Raw genomic sequence first — 17,145 nt, forward strand, 5'->3', positions numbered from 1 at the left:
AAGAGGACACGGTGCCATGACATCAACGCTCACACCGCACGGACCCGACGCCAACCCGCCCGTCCCCCGGTGGCGTTACGTGGCCGCCGCGCTCACCGTACTGCTGCTCGTCGGCGGCTCCCTCGCCTGGTTCATGCGGCCGGAGCCGGCCGGCTGCGCGCCGCATGTGAAGCGGTTCGAGGAGGCGGGCGGCGCGCACTGTGTCGGGCTGACCGACGACGGCAGCCTGTTCAGCGAGAACCTGAAGACGGTGGCCGGCCTGATCGAGGAGGAGAACCGGGCCGTCATGAGAGCCGCGGAGAAGGGCACCGCCTCGTACGTGAGCATCGTGTACCTGATGGGCATGAAGCCCGGCAAGGGCGACAGCAAGAACCCCGAGTCCGTACGCCACGAGCTGGAGGGCGCGTACACCGCGCAGTACCAGGCGAATCACCACCGCCAGGGAGGGGACACCCCGAAGATCAGGCTGCTGCTCGGCGACACCGGAAACACCGATGAGCAGCGCGAATACACCATGGGCCGGATCGACGCGCGCCTCGCCGAGGCCAGAATCGTCGCCATCGCCGGACTCGGCACCAGCCTCACCGACACCGAGGAGATGGCCGCTCGGCTGGCCTCCTGGAAGATCGCGTCCGTCGGCTCCGTCATCACCGCCGACCGGCTGGGGGCCATACGCGGTCTGGTGCGGGTCGCGCCGCCCAACGCGGATCAGGCCGCGGCGGCCGTACAGTTCCTGCGGACACCGGAGTACAGGTCGACGAAGGTGCTCGTCGTCGAGGACGCGAACAAGGACGACCTCTATACGAAGTCACTGGCCGCCTCCTTCGGCCGGACCTTCCCCGGGAACCGGCTCGTCCACGCCCAGACGATGCAGTACGACTCCGCCAACAAAGGTCAGATCGCGACCTACTTCACCAACCAGATGTCCAATCTCTGTCTCGCCGCGCCCGATGTCGTCTACTTCGCGGGCCGGGGCCGTGACCTTCCGGACTTCCTCGGCCCGCTCACCGGCCGCCACTGCAAACACACCCGGCTGACCGTGATCTCCGGCGACGACACCTCGCAGGTCCTCCAGGCGGACGGCTTCGACGACGTCAAACAGTCCCTGCGGGACGGGAACATCAGGCTCCTCTATACGGGGCTGGCGCACCCCGACGCCTGGGAGCTGGCACCCGAGTTCTTCGACGCCGCCGCCGTCGCGCCCTTCCGCGAGCCCGACGGCATCTACCGGAAGAGCTTCAACGACAAGCTCGTCGACGGGCAGGCCATCATGGGCCACGACGCCGTACGGACCGCCGTCAAGGTCATCAGGATGAGCTACAGCGACGCGAAGACCAGCTGGGAGGTCAAGCGCGGCGGCGTCAAGGACATGCTGACCGCGCTCAGCGGTGCCAACGCGGTCGAGGGGGCCGGCGGCTGGATCTCGCTCAGGAACAACGGCAGCCCCGAGCGGAAGGCCATCCCCGTCATCGAGATCGCCGCCGGCGGCAGGACCACGGCCGTCGACGTCCTCTCCGGCGCGGGCAGCGGCGAACCGTACAGGCCCGCGGGGCAGGGGTGAGGGACGGGTCCTGGCCGGGGATCGGCGCCGCTGTCAGTGGCACTGCGTAACCTCTTGGGCATGCGGCAGGAATCAGCACAGGTCACGCGTGACGAGCCGGCGGGGGCGGAGAAGGACGCCGACGGCTCGTGGCAGCGGCTGACCGCGTACGCCTATCTCAGCGCCCCCGAGCGGCTGGAGTACGTCGCGGTCATGCGGGTGTTCTGCGCGACCCTGCTGGCGGATCTGGCCGTGCCCGACATCCTGGCGAAGCTGTCGGGGACCGGGGCCGCGCCCGGGACCGCTGTCGGTCCCACGGCGGAGGTGCTCACCGCGCGGCTGGAGCAGCTGGTGCGCTGGGGGAATCTGCTGCGCAGCAGTCATACGGTGCGGGCCGCGAGCATCACCGAGTACCAACGGGCCCGCTCACGCTACCAGTTGTCGAAGGTCGGCGAGCGCGTCCAGCGGGACGCCGACGAGGTCCTGACCGGGGCGGACGCGGCGCGTGAGGTGAGCAACGAGCTGCTGGCGCTGGTCGAGCGCGGGCTGCGCGAGCTGGCGGAGCGGGTCGAGCGGCCCGGTGGGGTGGAGCCGCAGGACGCGCTGGAGCGGGTCAGCACGCTCTTCGTACAGTTCGCGGAGTTCGCCGATTCCGTCCGCGACTTCTACGCCTACCTGGGGCAGGTGCTGGCCCGTTACGACCTGGACAGCGCGGAGTACCAGGGCTTCAAGGAGCTGCTGCTCGACTACGTGGAGGCGATCACGGAGGACGTGGCGTTCCGCGCGCCCCGGATCGCGGCGGTGCTGGACCGGCTGTGGCCCCGGCTCCCCGCGCTGCTGGAGCGGCTCGACGCCCATGCCCGGGGGCTGTCGGGGGCGGTGGGCGACGCCCTGCCGGAGACCCGGGTGCAGCGCAGCCGTGGCCGCGTACTCGCCGACTGGGAGGGGCTGCGCGGCTGGTTCGCCGATACGGACGGTCAGGGCAGCCAGGTCGACCAGCTCCGGGACGCCACCCTGCGCGCGTTGCAGTCGCTGCTGGCCAACGCCAAGCGGATGCTGCGCTCGGCGTCGGGCGAGATGTCGCGGCGCAAGGATCTGCTGCGGCTGGCCCGGTGGTTCGACGAGGCGGGCCCCGAGGAGGCGCACGACATAGCGGTCGCCGCCTTCGGCATGTACGGGGCGAGGCATCTGGGCGTGGAGCCCGCCTCCGACGAGATGGTGCCCGCGTACACCAGTTGGTGGTCGGGCCCGGTGGTCGAGGTGCCGGTGGCGCTGCGGGAGCGGGGCAGCCGGGCGCAGCGGGGCCGGGCCTCGGCGGTGGAGGACCACTCCGTACAGAAGGAGGCGCTACAGCGGGCCGCGCGGGAGCAGGCGGCGCGGCGGCGCGAGGCCGCGGACGAACTGCGGTCGGCGTCCGGGGTGTTCGACCGGGCCGAGCTGTCCTCGGCCGCGCTGGCGCTGCTGCTCGAACTGCTGGCGACGGCGCTGGGCAACGCCCGGCTGCGGCAGGGCGCGGGGCGGAACGGGGACGGCGGGGAGCGGGGCTGGTTCGGGTTGGAGGAGGCGTGCAGCGGGGACGCCGGGCTGGGCGTACGCCTCACGGTCCGGCGGGTCCCCGGTGCGGGTACGGTACTGCGGTCGGTCGACGGGGAGTTGGTCCTGGACGACCTGGAGCTGACCGTCGAGAGCACGTCGGAAGAGCCGGAAGGACCGGAAGGGCCGGAAGAGCCGGAAGAGCCGGAAGGGAACACCTGATGACGCTGCCCTCGACGCACGATGTCGCCCTGGCCGCCGAGCGCCGCAGCGCCGGGCGGCTGCTGCTCGCGCATCCGCTCGTGACGGCGGGCGGCCCGCACGCGGATCTGTTCCCGCTGATCCGCAGACACGCCGACTGGCTGGGGAAACGCTTCCAGCAGGTGCTGGGGTACCGGCTGCTCGTCGACACGTCGTACGCCCGGCTGTTCAAGGCCGGTCTCGGCGCCGGTTCGGGGCACCGGCTGGAGCGCTCCACCGGCACGCCCTTCACCCCGCACACCTACGCGTGCCTCGCGCTCGCCCTCTCCGTACTGGTCACCGCGCCCGAACAGTTGCTGCTGTCCCGGCTCGTCGCCGACCTCAAGGCCGCCGCCGCCGACGCCGGGGTGGAGCTGGAGGGTACGGGCCGGGCGGCCGAGAAGCGGACGCTGGCGGCGGCGCTGCGCGCGCTGGTCGACTGGGGCGTGCTCACGGAGACCGAGGGCAGCGTGGGCGCGGTCGCGCGGGAGGACGGCGGGGAGGCCCTGATCACGGTGGACCGGGAGATCGCCCGCGCCCTGGTCGCCGGACCGCTCGCGCAGAGCAGGGACGGCGCCGATCTGATCCGGCGGGCGGCGGATCCCGGCTTCGGCGGGCCGCGCACCTATGTGCGCCGGAGGCTGGTGGAGACACCGGCCGTCTATCTCGACGAGCTGACCGACGCCGAGCGCGACTGGCTGCGGACCCGGCAGCGGCGTGAGGCCCAGGCGTTCTCCGAGCTGCTCGGGCTGGAGTCCGAGATCCGCGCGGAGGGCGTGGTGCTGGTGGATCCGGAGGAGGAGCTGACCGATCTGCGGCTGCCCGGCACGGGCACCGTCGCCCAGGCCGCGCTGCTCCTGGTGGCCGGGCTGGTGGAGCGGCTGCGCCCGGACGATCCGGGCCATCCCGCGGCGGGCGGGCGGCTCGTCGTCGGGGTGCCCGTCCCGGACGGGCTGGTGGAGGAGCTGCTCGCCGGTGCGGTCGCCGAGTACGGCAGGCGGGGCAGCTGGCAGCGCGGCTATCTGGAGGACCCCGCCGCGCTCCGGGAGGCCGTCCTCGATCTGCTGGTCCGGATGCGGCTGATGGCCCGGACCGGACCGCTCAGATCCGGCGGCCACGGACTGCCCGAGGGGTACGAGGCCCCGCTCCCCGAAGGCCGGGCGGTCACGGACGTCCGGGGGGCGCGCGGCCCCGGCGCGGAGTGGGTGCTGCTGGCCGCCGCCGCCCGGTACGCGACGCGTGTCACCGTACGGAGGGCCGCCGGGCCTGCCCCGGACGCCGACGCCCCCCACGACGTACAGCAGGAGCTGCCGCTATGACCCAGGACACCACGGCCGCCACGGGCCCCGGCGGGCACGCGGCCATCCCTCCGCAGCGTTCCGGCGCGCGGGCCGGTGACCGCTTCCGGCTGCATCGCGCGGGCATCCACAACGTATGGCAGTACGACGAGCAGGAGTTCGCGTTCGGCGACGGGCGGCTGCTGCTGCGCGGGAAGAACGGCGCGGGCAAGTCCAAGGCGCTGGAGATGCTGCTCCCGTACCTGCTGGACGGCGACTCCCGCGCCCTGGACGCCACGGGCACGGGCCGGACCACGCTCGCGTGGCTGATGCTCGACGGCTTCGAGCGGACGAACCGCCTCGGCTATCTGTGGGTCGAGTTCCGGATGACCGCGCCGGACGGCGGCGAGCGCCATCTCACGCTGGGCGCCGCGATCCGCGCCTCGCGGTCGACCAGGAGAGCGGTGCCGTCCTTCTTCGTCACCCCGCTCCGTATCGGCGTGGACCTCCATCTGGCCGACGCGGGCAGGCCGTTGCCCCTGGACCGGCTCAAGGAGGCCGTGGGAGCCGCCCAGGTCACGGACCGCGCCGTCGAACACCGCGCCAGGGTGGCGCGCGAGCTGTTCGGCATCACCGATACGACGCGCTACCGCAATCTCACCCAGCTCCTGCACCGGCTGCGCCGTCCCACGGTCGGGGACCGCATCGAGTCCGGCGGGCTGGTCCCCCTGCTCAGCGAGACGCTCCCGGGGCTCGACGAGGAGGTCGTCGAGAAGGTCGCGCGCAATCTGCACGACCTCGACGCGGTACGGGACGAGCTGGGCCGGCTGGAGCGGACCGACACCGCGCTGCGCACCTTCCTCACGGACTATCGCCGCTATCTGGCCGGGGTCCTCCTCAGGGGCGCGGACGGCGTGCGCGCGGAGCTGGACACCCTCGCCCGCCGCCGCCGCGAGACCGGCGACGCCGCGAAGCGGACGAGCGGGCTGCGCACCGGGGAGCGCGAGGCGGACGGGCGGCTGCTCGCCCTGCGCGAGGAGCACGCGGCGGCCCGCACCGAGCTGGCCGCCCTGCGCGCGAGCGACGGATACCGCGGCCTGGAGGAGCTGGCGGAGCGCCGGAGGACAGTGGTGGCGCTGCGCGCGGCGGCCGGTACGGCGTTCACCGCCCTGCTGCGCGCGCACGGAGCCGAGGAGAGCGCGGCGGAGCGGCTGGCGGACGGGGCGGCGCGGCTGCGCGGGCGGCTGGGCGAACTGGCCACGGAGCACCGGGTGTTGCTCGCCGAGGCGGAGCGGGCCGGGCTGCCCACCGGGTATCTCGGGGAGCCGGTGGCCCCGACCGCCGTGAGCGCCGCGCCACCGCACGCCGCCGGTTCGCCCGCCGCCGGTCCCTTCGTCACCGCCGGGGCCTTCGAGGCGGAGCTGATCGGTCCGGACGGGACGGCCACGACCGTACGGCACAGCCGGGTGACCGCCGTGGACGCGGCGGCCACCGGGGCCGCGCTGCGTGCCTGGAAGGAGCGGCTGGAGAGCGCCAGGACGGTGGTGCGGGGCCGCGTCAGGACCGTCGAGGAGGTCGACCGGCTGGCCGCGCGCGCCCGTGAGGCGCGGGCCGAGGCCGCGCGCGCGGACGCCCTGCGCGAGCGGCTGGAGGAGGAGACGGAGCAGGCGGCGGAGCGGCTGGCGGAGAGCCGCGGGGCGGTGGCCGAGGAGAGCGGCGCGTACGCCCGCGCGGTGACCGGCTGGGCCGGGCGCCTGGCGTCCGCCACCGGCCCCGGCTGCCCACCGCTGGACCCCGCCCTGGCCGTGGTCGTGGTCGAGAGCTCGGCGTACGCGCCGTTCGCGGAGCGGGTGCTGCCCGCCGGGGTCGATACGCGGGCGGAGGAGGCGGCCCGCGCGGTGCTCGACCCGTACGGCGAGGAGCTGACCGCCCATCGCGACGCCCTCGCGGTCACCGTCCGGCGCCACGAGGAGGAGCGGGAGCGGCTGACCGGGGAGCGGCTGGCCTGGGAACGGCGGACGGATCCGGAGCCGCCGGTTCCGTACCACCGGGTCGCACAGCGCGCGCCGGGGAGCGGCGCGCCGTTCTACCGGCTGGTCGACTTCGCCGAGGGGCTGGCCCCCGACGCGCGGGCGGGGCTGGAGGCGGCGTTGGAGGCGAGTGGGCTGCTCGACGCCTGGATCACCGCCGATGGCACGCCGGTCGACCCGGCGACCCGCGACGCCCTGCTCCAGCCGGTGCCGCTCGGGACGCCGGGCGCGCCGCAGGGGCCGACGCTGGGGATGGCGCTGCGGCCCGCCGCGTATCCGGGGAGCGGGGTCACGGCGGAGCGGGTGGAGCAGGTGCTGGCCGCCGTGGCGCTCGACCCGACGGCCCCGACCGTCACCGTGCCGGGGGCCCCGCCGAGCGCCGTGTTCTTCGACGGCAGCTGGCGGCTGGGCGCGCTGCGCGGCCGGTACGTGAAGGCCGGCGCGGAGTACGTCGGCGCCGCCGTGCGCGCCGCGACCCGCCGCCGCGGGCTCGCGGAGCTGGCCGAGCGGCTCGCCGAGGCCGACCGTCGACTCGCCGCAGACCGGGAGCTGCTGGCCGCGAGCGAGGCCCGGCGGCGCGCCCTGGACCTCGCCCGGCGGGAGTTCCCCCGCGCGAAGGAGCTGGCCCGCGCCTGGACGAGGGCGGAGGGCGACGAGTCCGCCGTCCGGGAGCTGACCGGCCGGACGGCGCGGGCCACCGGAGCCGCCGAGGAGGCGCGTACGTACGCGGTCGCCGTGCGCGGCGAGGCGGAGGCGACCGCGACCGCCCACGACCTGCCGACCGCCCCCGACGGGCTGGCGCGGGTGCGGGCGGCGCTGACGACGCTGCTCGGCGGTCTCGACCTGCTGGGCCGCGCCGTCCTCGCCACGGCCGAGGGGCTCGACGACAGCCGCGCCGAGCCGGCGGGATACACCCGGGCCAGGGCGGACCGGGCCGAGACGGAGGAGGAGTACCGCCTACGGCTGGACCAACTACGCCCTGCCGAGAGGGCGTTGACGACGCTCGAAGAGACCGTCGGCTCCGCCGGGGACGAGCTCCTCGCCCGCGAGGAGGCGGCCCAGCAGCGGATCACCACCGCCGCCCGCGCCCTCCCCGCGGCCCAGCGCGCCTTCGAGGAGCTGCGGGTGGAGCGGGTGCGCGCGGAGGAGGGCGAGAAGCGCTGCCGCGAGGAGCTGATCGGCCAGGAGGCCGCGGTCATAGCGGCGGGCGGCCGGCTGCGTTCCGCCCTGGCCAGGCCCGAGGTGGTGCGCGGCGCCGGGCTCGACCGGCGGACCCTGCCCGCGCACGCCGGGGACGAGCCGGGCGCCGATGCCCGCAGCCGGGTGCGGGCGCTGCGCGAGCTGGCCGACGCGGTCCGGGAGAGCCCGGCCGCGCCGGGACGCGAGGTGTCCGACAGCGCGCTGCTCAACCGCCATACGGAGCTGCGCGACCAGCTGGCCGGCGGCTACGACGCCCAGTTGGAGGAGCACGACGGCATCAAGGTCTGCCGGCTGGTCGACGACCACGGGCCGCACGATGTGGCACTCGTCGGGGAGCGGATCGCGGACCGCGCGGCCGAGGCCCGGGGGCGGCTCACCGAGCGCGAGCGCGAGGTCTTCCAGCGGTTCCTCACCGGCGAGCTGGGCGACCATCTGTCGGCGCAGGTCATCGCCGCGGCCAAACTGGTCGCCGCGCTCAACGACACGCTGCGGACCGTACGGACGTCGCACGGCCTCGGCGTGGAGCTGCGGTGGAAGCTGGACGAGGACGCGGACGCGGATGTGCGGGCCGCCGTCGAGCTGCTGCGCAGCCCTTCGGGGCTGCGGACCCGCGAGCAGACCGAGCGCCTGCGCGAGGTGCTGCAACGCCGGATCGAGGACGCCCGCAGAGCCGACCCCTCGGCCGGTTACGCCGCGCATCTGCGGACCGCGCTGGACTATCGCGACTGGTTCCGCTTCCACATCTTCGTGGTCGAGGACGCCGCCCCGCAGCGCAAGCGCAGACTCACCGGGCGCACCGGGCTCAGCCAGGGCGAGCAGCGCGTGCTCTCCTACCTCGTGCTCTTCGCCGCCGCCGCCGCGCACTTCACCACGCTCGGCGAGGCCGCGCCGCACGCGCCCCGGCTGATCCTGCTGGACGACGCCTTCGCCAAGGTCGACGAGCCGACCCACGGCAGGCTCGGCCGGATCCTCGTCGACCTCGACCTCGATTTCGTCCTCACCAGCGAGCGGCTGATGGGCAACTGGCCCGAGGTGCCCTCCCTGCACATCTACGAGTGCCTGCGCGATCCGCATGTACGGGGCGTGGCGACGCTGCACTACACATGGAACGGCCGCCAACGCCGCCTGGAGCCGGTATGAGCCGGTATGGGCCGGCGGTACGGGCTCCCGCCCGAAAGCAACGGGCCACCCGGCGCCCCGCCCCGCCGCGTCACCCATCCCTATAGTTCAAAGATTGCGCAACCTTTAAAGTGTTGTCATGGGATACGACAGCAGAACGGAACCCGAAGCCCGGACGGCGACGGAAGAACCGGGCTCTGCGACGGGATGGGAGGCCGCGGTGCTCGACGGCGGGCCTGCGGACGGAGTGCGGATGCGGGTCGCCGACCGGCCGTCCGTCGTGCAGGTCACCTACCCCTGCGAGCTGGACGGCCCGGCGGGCGGAGCCCAGGTGGACGCGCTCTTCGTCTACCGCAGGGACCCGCGCGTGAAGGTCGAGCCCCTGCGGTACGGACTCGACCTGGCCAGCCCCTGAGACAGCCGGGAGACAGCCCGGAGACAGCCCACCCCCGGGGCCGGCGCCCCACCGGACGCCGACCCCGGGAACCTCAGCGGGCCGCGCCGCCGGGAGTGACGGGGGTAACAGGGTCGGGAGTGACAGAAACAACAGGAGCGACAGGAGCGACAGGAGCACCCGACCCCGCCGGAACATCGGCACCAGCGGCAGCGACACCGGCACCGGCGGCCGCCGAAGCGGGACCCGGCGCGGCGCCGTCCTCCTTCATCGCCCTGGCCTCGCTCTTGAGGATGCGCATGGACTTGCCCAGGGCCCGCGCGGTGTCCGGCAGCTTCTTCGAGCCGAACAAGGCGATGATCACGACGGCCACGACCAGCAGATGCCAGGGCTCCAACCCGTTACGCAACATTCTCGCCCCGCCTTCCTCTCGTTGAACCCCTGAGGCAACCTCCCACCGGCGTCACCCCTCATAAAAGTTGCTACATTGCGCAACTGTACAACCATGGGTCGGCCGGAGGGGTAAAGGCGCACATATGCCAGGCAGCCGCGCGAAGGACCGCACAAGCGACGCCCGCACCAGCCACGCCCGTACCGGCAACGCCCGCGCCGACGCCCGTACCGGCAACGCTCGTACCCGCAGCGCCCGTACCGCCGCTTCCCACAGCAGGCGGCGGAGGCGGAGCCGGCTGCGGCTCACACTCGCGATAGCCCTGTCCCTCCTGGTGCTCGTCTCCGGAGGCATCGGCTGGGTCTACTTCAAGCTCACCGGAAACATCGAGACCTTCAGCTCCAGGGGCCTCGCCGACAACCGGCCCCCCTCCACCGCCAAGGGCCAGAACGTCCTGGTCATCGGCTCGGACGCGCGGACCGACGGGAACAGCTCGCTCGGCGGCGGCGACAAGGGCGACATCGGCCGCTCCGACACCGCGTTCCTGCTGCATGTGTACGGGGACGGCCGGCACGCCGTCGCCGTCTCCATCCCCCGCGACACGCTCCTCGACATACCGCCCTGCCGGCTGCCGGACGGCAGCTGGACCGAGGAGCGGACGAACGCCATGTTCAACTCGGCGTTCTCGGTCGGGCAGACCGCCAAGGGCAACCCCGCCTGCACCCAGAACACCGTCGAGAAGCTCACCGGCCTCCGGGTCGATCACACGATCGTGGTCGACTTCAAGGGCTTCGCGAAGATGACCGAGGTCGTCGGCGGTGTGAAGGTATGCCTGCCCACGGACATCTATCAGCGGGATCTCAACCCCAACCGCGCCACCCGGGGCGACCTCATCTTCAAGAAGGGCGTCCAGAACCTTTCCGGGGTGAAGGCGCTGGACTACGTACGGATCCGGCACGGCATCGGCGACGGCTCCGACATCGGCCGGATCAAGCGCCAGCAGGCGTTCGTCGGCAGTCTGATCAAGCAGGTCAAGAGCGACGGGCTGACCCCCACCAAGCTGCTGCCCCTGGCCAACGCCGCCACCCGGTCCATGACCGTCGACTCCGGGCTCGGCTCGGCGGACAAGCTGCTCGGCTTCATGATGGGGCTCAAGGACATCGATCTGCACAACACCAAGTTCGTCACCATCCCCTGGCGCTACCAGGGGGCGCGCGTCGCCATCGTCGAGCCGGACGCCTCCCGGCTCTGGGCCGCGCTCAGGGTCGACCGTACGGTCGACGGCACGGACGCCAGCGGTAAGAAGGGCACGGAAGGCAAGGACAGCGCGGAGAAGACCGCCGAGCCGACCCCCTCGGGCCCCTCCGGGAGCACCGCCGGACCGGTGTCCGGCGCGGGCATCGCCGTCGCCGTCTACAACGGCACCACGGTCACCGGACTGGCCGCGCGCGGCGGCCGTACGCTCATGGACCACGGTTTCGTCGTCACCGGCACCGCCACCGCCGCCACCCAGGACTACGGCACCACGGTGATCGAGTACGGCCCCGGCGAGGAGGCCGGGGCGGGCACCACCGCGCGGCTCTTCCCCGGCGCGAAGCTCCGGCAGACGGCGGCGGAGGGCATCAACGTCATCCTGGGCTCCTCGTTCGCCGACGACCCCACGGCCCACCCCACAGCCGGTACGGAGACGGGCGGGACCTCCTCCGTACCGTCGGGTGTCGCCGACGACGCGCGGTCGGCCGACGACGATCCCTGCTCGAACCTGTCCTACGGCTGACCCCTCACACCAGCCGGGCCGCGTAGCGCCGCTACACCAGCCGGGCCGCGTAGCGCCGCTCGTACCGCTTCTTGGCGACGACCAGCCCCGCCGCGTACAGCCCGAGGACGACGGCGAGCAGCCCGTAGTACAGCGCGGGCAGCGCGGGCATGCCCAGGGCCGGGCCGAGCGGGGAGAGCGGCAGCAGTATGCCGGTCACGGCGAGCCCGGCGGCGGCCCAGCGCACCGGGCTCGGCGCGCGCCTGCCCGTCGGCTGTCCGGCGCCGGCCCGCAGCAGCAGCATGACCAGCGCCTGGGTGAGCAGGTTCTCCGTGAACCACCCGGAGTGGAAGGCCGCCTCGCTCTCGGGACCCGCGCCGGTGGCGGTACGCAGCGCCAGCGCCAGCACCGTGAAGGTCGCCAGGTCGGCGGTGGCGTTGAGCAGCCCGAAGCCGGTGATGAAGCGCAGGAACGCGCGGGACCGCAACTCGCTCGGCCGACGCAGCGCCTCGGAGCGCGGCCGGTCGTACGCGAAGGCCAGCTGCGCGGCGTCGAAGCACAGGTTCTGTACGAGGACCTGGACCGGCAGCATCGGCAGGAACGGCAGCAGCAGCCCGGCGACGAGCATCGCGATGACATTGCCGAGGTTGGAGGAGAGCGTGATCCGCAGGTAGGTGGCGATGTTGCCGCTGGAGTGGCGTCCGGCGGTGATCGCGTGGTCGATCGCCGTGAGGTCCTTCTGCGCGAGGACGACATCGGCGGACTCGCGGACCACGTCGACGGCGTCGCGCGGGCAGATCCCGACATCGGCGGCGTACAGCGCGGGCAGGTCGTTGACGCCGTCGCCGAGGAAGCCGGTGGTGTGCCCCCCGGCGCGGACGGCGGTGACGATGCGGGCCTTGTGCTCGGGGGCGCAGCGCGCGAAGACGGTGGTGCGCCGGGCCAGCTCGACGAGTTCGGGGTCGGTGAGTCCGTCGATCCGGTCGGCGGTGACGATCTCGCCGGGGCCGAGGCCCAGGTCCAGACAGGCACGCACGGCGGTGCCGGGGTGATCGCCGGTGAGGACCTTGACGGCGACGCCCCGGGCGGCGAGGTCCCTGAGCGCGTCGGCGGCGGTGGGGGCGAGGGCGTCGCGGAGGGCGACGAAGCCGAGGAACTCCAGCCCGCGTTCGTCGGCGGGGGTGTAGTCGCGGTGCCGGGCGGGCCGTTCGGCGCGGGCGACCGCGAGCAGCCGCAGCCCGCTGTCCGCCTCGCGCGCGGCGAGCGCGGCGAGCCGGGCGCGCTCGTCGTCGTCGAGCGCGCAGCGTTGCAGTACGTCGGTGACGGCGCCCTTGACGACCAGGGTGTGGGTGCCGAGCCGGCCGGGGCGCCGTACGACGGCGGTGGAGAGGCGCCGTACGGAATCGAAGGGCAGGGCCGCGACCCCCTCGGTGCCCTCGGCGGCCGTCTCGTCGCCGACCGCGTCGAGTATCGCGTCGTCGAGGGCGTCGGGCGCGGGCAGATCAGCCAGTTGCAGCGTCCACCAGGCGTTGACGGCGGCCCAGCGCAGCACCTCGGGATCGGGGTTGCCCAGGGCGTCCGTCGCCCGCGCGACGACCGGCCGGTCCTGGGTGAGGGTGCCGGTCTTGTCCAGCATCAGTACGTCGACGGCGCCCAGGTCGTGCAGCGCGGGCAGCCGCTTGACGATGACGCTGTGGTCGCGCGCGAGCCGGGCCGCGCCCCGGGCGAGGGCGGACGTCACTATGACGGGCAGCATCTCGGGGGTCAGCCCGACCGCCACCGCCACCGCGAACGGCAGCGTCTCCAGGCCACGGCCGCGCAGCGCCGCGTTGGCCATCAGGACCAGCGGCGGGGTCAGCAGCATGAACCGGATGAGGACCCAGGAGATCCCGTTGACCGACCGGTCGAAGGCGCTGGCCGTACGCCGGCCGGGGCGCCCGCGCGCGGCGCCGAACCGCGTGCGCGCCCCCGTCGCGACGACCACGGCGGTGCCGCTGCCCGAGGCCACGCTGCTGCCCTGGAAACACAGCTGCGGCTGCGCGAACACCCCGGCGTGCGCCCCGGTTTCCGCCCCCGCCCCGGCGTACGCGCCCGCTTCGGTGTACCTCCCCGCTCCGGCGTACGGACCCGGCGCGTCCACCGCGTACTTCGCGACCGGCGCCGACTCCCCCGTGAGCGGTGCCTGATGTACGGTCAGCCCGCTCGCCCGCAGCAGCCGGACATCGGCGGGCACCAGATCACCGGGGCCGAGCCGGATCACATCGCCCGGGACCAGCTGGTCGACGGGGATGTCCCGGACCCGCTGCCCCTCGTCCGGGCCGCCGCGCCGCAGGACGGTCGCGGTGGTCGCCACCAGCTCGCGCAGCCCGGCCATGGACCGGTCGGCGCGGTGCTCCCCCGACGAGCGCAGCACACAGCTGACCGCGACCAGCGCCAGGATGACCAGCGCGGTCCCCCAGGCGGCGACCGTCGCCGACACCAGCCCGAGGCAGAGCAGTACGGCGGTGAACGGGTCCCGCAGGCTCCACAGGAAGCGGCGCGACCAGGACGCCGTACGCCACTCGGGCACCGCGTTCTCGCCGTACCGCAGCAGCCGTTCCTCGGCCTGCGCGTCGGTGAGGCCGCGCGGTCCGCTGTCCAGCTGGCGCAGCAGTTGGAGGGAGGTGAGCCCGGTCAGGTCCTGCGGATCGCGCGCCGGTCGCGCCACCCGGTCCGTACCGTCACGGACCGTGTCCACCGCTTCCCGGTCCGCGCCCTGGGGATCGGGTACGGCCTCGGGCACGACGGGCACGGCGGACTCAAGCGCCGATGCCGCTGATGCCGCTGATACGCCGTTGCGCCGGAGTGCGCGCCGTGTGCGCCGCGCGATCGGTCAGCTGACCGACCATCAGCCGCACCACGGTGACCACATCGGGGTCGTCGACGAAGTAGACCTGGCGGCGGCCCTCACGCCGCGACCGTACGAGACCGGCCAGTTTGAGCTTGGTCAGATGCTGGCTCACGGCGGGCAGCGCGCCGCCGACCCGCTCGGCGAGTCCGGTCACATCGCACTCGCCCTGCGCCAGCACCCAGACGATATGCAGCCGCGCCGACGAGGCCAGCAGTCCGAACGCGGCGGCCGCGTCCGCCAGCACCTCGGCGGGAGGATCCACGAAGCCGCCGACACCTGCCGTCACGATCGCTCTCCTGTCCCGCGCGGCCGTCGCCCCGGCGGCCCGCCGCTCCCCGATAACCGAGCTGAATCCAGCGGCTCAGTCTAGGGTCCCGAACCGGACGCGGAGGCACACCACGGGGACGCGCCAGCCCCTCGGGGTGTCAGGAACGAGCAGGAGGATCGTTCCGCTCGACGATCTTTCCGACGACGACATGCCGTCCCGCCTGCGCTTCTCCGGAAGCGGCGGTATCCGCCCGCCCTTCCTCCTTCAGCGCGCGCTTCTCACTCTTGAGGATGCGCGCCGCCTTGCCCGCGGAGCGGGTCAGCTCGGGCAGCTTCTTCACCGCGAGGATCGCGACGATGACGATGAGGATCACGGCCAGCTCGCTCAAGCCGAACATCAGATCTGCTCTCTCCCGGGAAGTGACCGCGCACACGGCGTCTACAACTGTGTAGAAGTATTCCGCACGGACCCCGCCGCAACAAGCCCACCGCTCGCGGGCGACTTCGGGCCGCTTCGCGCGGGCCGGACCGTCCACGGAACGGTTGTCCACAGGCAGTTATCCACAGGTCGGGACGGACCTCGACGCGATGTCGGACGCCCGGCGCAGAATGGGGTCATGACTGAGATCACCGGTTCGACGCCGGATTCGATGCCCGCGTGGGAGCAGCGCTTCCGGGCCCCGCGCGTTTCCCTGCCCGACTGGGCGGAGGACGCGCCCGAGCGCGCCCTCTTCGTGTCCAACGCGACAGGGACGTACGAGCTGTACGCGTGGGACCGCACGACCGGCGAGCAGCGCCAGGTGACGGACCGGCCGAACGGGACGACGGACGGGGTGCTCTCGCTGGACGGCGAGTGGATCTGGTGGTTCTCCGACTCGGACGGGGACGAGTTCGGGGTCTGGATGCGGCAGCCCTTCGCGGCGGGCGGCCAGGACGAGCCCGCGGCGCCGGGGCTCGACCCCTCCTATCCGGCCGGTCTCGCGCTGGGCCGGGACGGCACGTCGGTCGTCGGGCGGTCGACCGACGAGGACGGCTCGACGCTGTATGTCGTCCGGCCCGGTGAGGCGCCCGTGGAGATCTACCGGCACCGGGAGTCGGCCGGCGTCGGGGACCTGTCGCATGACGGCACCCTGCTCGCCATCGAGCACACCGAGCACGGGGACGCGATGCACTCGGCGGTCCGGGTGCTGCGGCTGGACGGCTCGGTGGTCGGGGAGCTGGACGACACCGAGGGCGGTACGCGCGAGCTGGGCCTGGAGGTGTTGGGCTTCGCCCCGGTGGACGGGGACAGCAGGCTGCTCGTCGGCCACCAGCGGCGCGGTCGCTGGGAGCCCGTCGTCTGGGATCCGCTGACCGGCGAGGAGACGCCGCTCGCGATCGAGCTGCCCGGCGACGTCAGCGCCGAGTGGTATCCGGACGGCTCGGGGCTGCTGATCGTCCACAGCTTCGAGGCCCGTGGCGAGCTGTGGCGGTACGACTTCGCCGAGCGGACCCTGAGCCAGGTGGAGACCCCCGCCGGGACGGTGTCGGGAGCGACGGCCCGGCCGGACGGAAGCGTCGAGTACATGTGGTCGTCGGCGGCCCGGCCGCCGGAGCTGCGGTCCACGGCGGGCGGTGTGGTGCTGGATCCGCCGGGGCTGCGGGCGCCCGCCTCGGTGCCGGTGGAGGACGCCTGGGTCACGAGCCCCGGCGGGCGGGTCCACGCGCTGGTGCAGCGCCCGGCCGGTGACGGCCCGTTCCCGACGGTCTTCGAGATCCACGGCGGCCCGACCTGGCACGACAGCGACGCGTTCGCCGCGTCCCCGGCCGCCTGGGTCGACCACGGATTCGCGGTCGTCCGGGTCAACTACCGGGGGTCGACCGGATACGGCCGGGAGTGGACGGACGCCCTCAAACACCGGATCGGGCTGATCGAGCTGGAGGACATCGCGGCGGTCCGGGAGTGGGCGGTCACCTCCGGCCTGGCGGACCCGGCGAAGCTGGTCCTGTCGGGCGGTTCGTGGGGCGGCTATCTGACCCTGCTCGGCCTCGGCACCCAGCCGGACTTCTGGGCGGTCGGGCTCGCGGCGGTGCCGGTCGCCGACTATGTGACGGCGTACCACGACGAGATGGAGGCTCTCAAGGCGATGGACCGCACGCTGCTGGGCGGCACCCCCGAGGAGGTGCCGGAGCGCTTCGCGGCCTCGTCGCCCCTGACATACGTCGACGCGGTGAAGGCCCCGGTCTACATCTCCGCCGGGGTGAACGACCCCCGCTGCCCGATCCGCCAGGTGGAGAACTACGTGGACCGGCTGGCGGCCCGCGAAGCGGTCCACGAGGTGTACCGGTACGACGCGGGGCACGGCTCGCTGGTGGTGGAGGAGCGGATCAAGCAGGTCCGACTGGAAATGGACTTCGCGAGGAAGCACCTGAACATGGACTGACCGACGGAAGACGGCGAAGACGGCGAAGACGGCATGGACCGACGGACGGCGTCTCCCGGCAGCCCGTCACCCGGCTCCCCTCACC

The 17,145-nt window shown here is 73.5% G+C and carries 11 protein-coding genes; 7 read left to right on the forward strand and 4 right to left on the reverse strand.

Annotation, left to right across the window (positions count from 1 at the left end):
- Positions 1-16 precede the first annotated feature (16 nt).
- From ACIP8W_RS23140 to ACIP8W_RS23160, 5 genes are all read left to right on the forward strand, one after another.
- Positions 17-1,561, forward strand: coding sequence for an ABC transporter substrate-binding protein (locus ACIP8W_RS23140; RefSeq protein ID WP_401955457.1), 1,545 nt, complete (start codon positions 17-19; stop codon positions 1,559-1,561).
- Between the two features lie 60 nt (positions 1,562-1,621).
- Positions 1,622-3,295, forward strand: a complete 1,674-nt coding sequence (locus tag ACIP8W_RS23145; protein ID WP_402204432.1) for a TIGR02677 family protein — start codon at positions 1,622-1,624, stop codon at positions 3,293-3,295.
- Complete coding sequence (locus tag ACIP8W_RS23150; RefSeq protein WP_402204434.1) at positions 3,295-4,632, forward strand: TIGR02678 family protein; 1,338 nt, start codon at positions 3,295-3,297, stop codon at positions 4,630-4,632. Before ACIP8W_RS23145 ends, ACIP8W_RS23150 begins: the two co-directional genes overlap by 1 nt.
- A complete protein-coding gene (locus ACIP8W_RS23155) occupies positions 4,629-8,960 on the forward strand; it encodes a TIGR02680 family protein (protein ID WP_402204435.1) in 4,332 nt (1,443 codons plus the stop codon). Before ACIP8W_RS23150 ends, ACIP8W_RS23155 begins: the two co-directional genes overlap by 4 nt.
- A 118-nt stretch (positions 8,961-9,078) precedes the next feature.
- A complete protein-coding gene (locus ACIP8W_RS23160) occupies positions 9,079-9,354 on the forward strand; it encodes a hypothetical protein (protein WP_402204437.1) in 276 nt (91 codons plus the stop codon).
- Between the two features lie 73 nt (positions 9,355-9,427).
- Here ACIP8W_RS23160 and tatA read toward each other — a convergent pair whose 3' ends face one another.
- Entirely contained in the window at positions 9,428-9,745 is a 318-nt protein-coding gene (tatA, locus tag ACIP8W_RS23165; RefSeq protein ID WP_402148118.1) for a Sec-independent protein translocase subunit TatA, read from the reverse strand.
- A gap of 124 nt (positions 9,746-9,869) precedes the next feature.
- On the opposite strand from tatA, the gene ACIP8W_RS23170 reads away from it, so the two are divergent.
- Positions 9,870-11,501, forward strand: coding sequence for an LCP family protein (locus ACIP8W_RS23170; protein WP_401955451.1), 1,632 nt, complete (start codon positions 9,870-9,872; stop codon positions 11,499-11,501).
- Positions 11,502-11,532: 31 nt separating this feature from the next.
- On the opposite strand, the gene mgtA is transcribed toward ACIP8W_RS23170, so the two are convergent.
- From mgtA to ACIP8W_RS23185, 3 genes are all read right to left on the reverse strand, one after another.
- On the reverse strand, positions 11,533-14,271 hold the full coding sequence (gene mgtA / locus ACIP8W_RS23175; protein WP_401955450.1) for a magnesium-translocating P-type ATPase: 2,739 nt from the start codon (positions 14,269-14,271) through the stop codon (positions 11,533-11,535).
- 7 nt (positions 14,272-14,278) lie between these two features.
- Entirely contained in the window at positions 14,279-14,656 is a 378-nt protein-coding gene (locus ACIP8W_RS23180) for an ArsR/SmtB family transcription factor (RefSeq protein WP_401955449.1), read from the reverse strand.
- 139 nt (positions 14,657-14,795) lie between these two features.
- Complete coding sequence (locus ACIP8W_RS23185) at positions 14,796-15,173, reverse strand: twin-arginine translocase TatA/TatE family subunit (RefSeq protein WP_401955448.1); 378 nt, start codon at positions 15,171-15,173, stop codon at positions 14,796-14,798.
- Positions 15,174-15,254: 81 nt separating this feature from the next.
- On the opposite strand from ACIP8W_RS23185, the gene ACIP8W_RS23190 reads away from it, so the two are divergent.
- Positions 15,255-17,060 (forward strand): S9 family peptidase, encoded by a 1,806-nt coding sequence (locus tag ACIP8W_RS23190; protein ID WP_401955447.1) that lies wholly within the window; start codon positions 15,255-15,257, stop codon positions 17,058-17,060.
- Positions 17,061-17,145: the final 85 nt, after the last annotated feature.

Origin of the sequence: Streptomyces sp. NPDC088554 (assembly GCF_044752945.1) — a bacterium.
GTDB lineage: Bacteria > Actinomycetota > Actinomycetes > Streptomycetales > Streptomycetaceae > Streptomyces.

What these genes read in the sequence shown, in the direction of transcription:
- ACIP8W_RS23150 (WP_402204434.1), top strand. Translation starts at nt 3,295, where the DNA reads ATGACGCTGCCCTCGACGCACGATGTCGCCCTGGCCGCCGAGCGCCGC.
- ACIP8W_RS23140 (WP_401955457.1), top strand. Translation starts at nt 17, where the DNA reads ATGACATCAACGCTCACACCGCACGGACCCGACGCCAACCCGCCCGTC.
- ACIP8W_RS23160 (WP_402204437.1), top strand. Translation starts at nt 9,079, where the DNA reads ATGGGATACGACAGCAGAACGGAACCCGAAGCCCGGACGGCGACGGAA.
- ACIP8W_RS23155 (WP_402204435.1), top strand. Translation starts at nt 4,629, where the DNA reads ATGACCCAGGACACCACGGCCGCCACGGGCCCCGGCGGGCACGCGGCC.
- ACIP8W_RS23145 (WP_402204432.1), top strand. Translation starts at nt 1,622, where the DNA reads ATGCGGCAGGAATCAGCACAGGTCACGCGTGACGAGCCGGCGGGGGCG.
- tatA (WP_402148118.1), bottom strand. Translation starts at nt 9,745, where the DNA reads ATGTTGCGTAACGGGTTGGAGCCCTGGCATCTGCTGGTCGTGGCCGTC.
- ACIP8W_RS23190 (WP_401955447.1), top strand. Translation starts at nt 15,255, where the DNA reads ATGACTGAGATCACCGGTTCGACGCCGGATTCGATGCCCGCGTGGGAG.
- ACIP8W_RS23170 (WP_401955451.1), top strand. Translation starts at nt 9,870, where the DNA reads ATGCCAGGCAGCCGCGCGAAGGACCGCACAAGCGACGCCCGCACCAGC.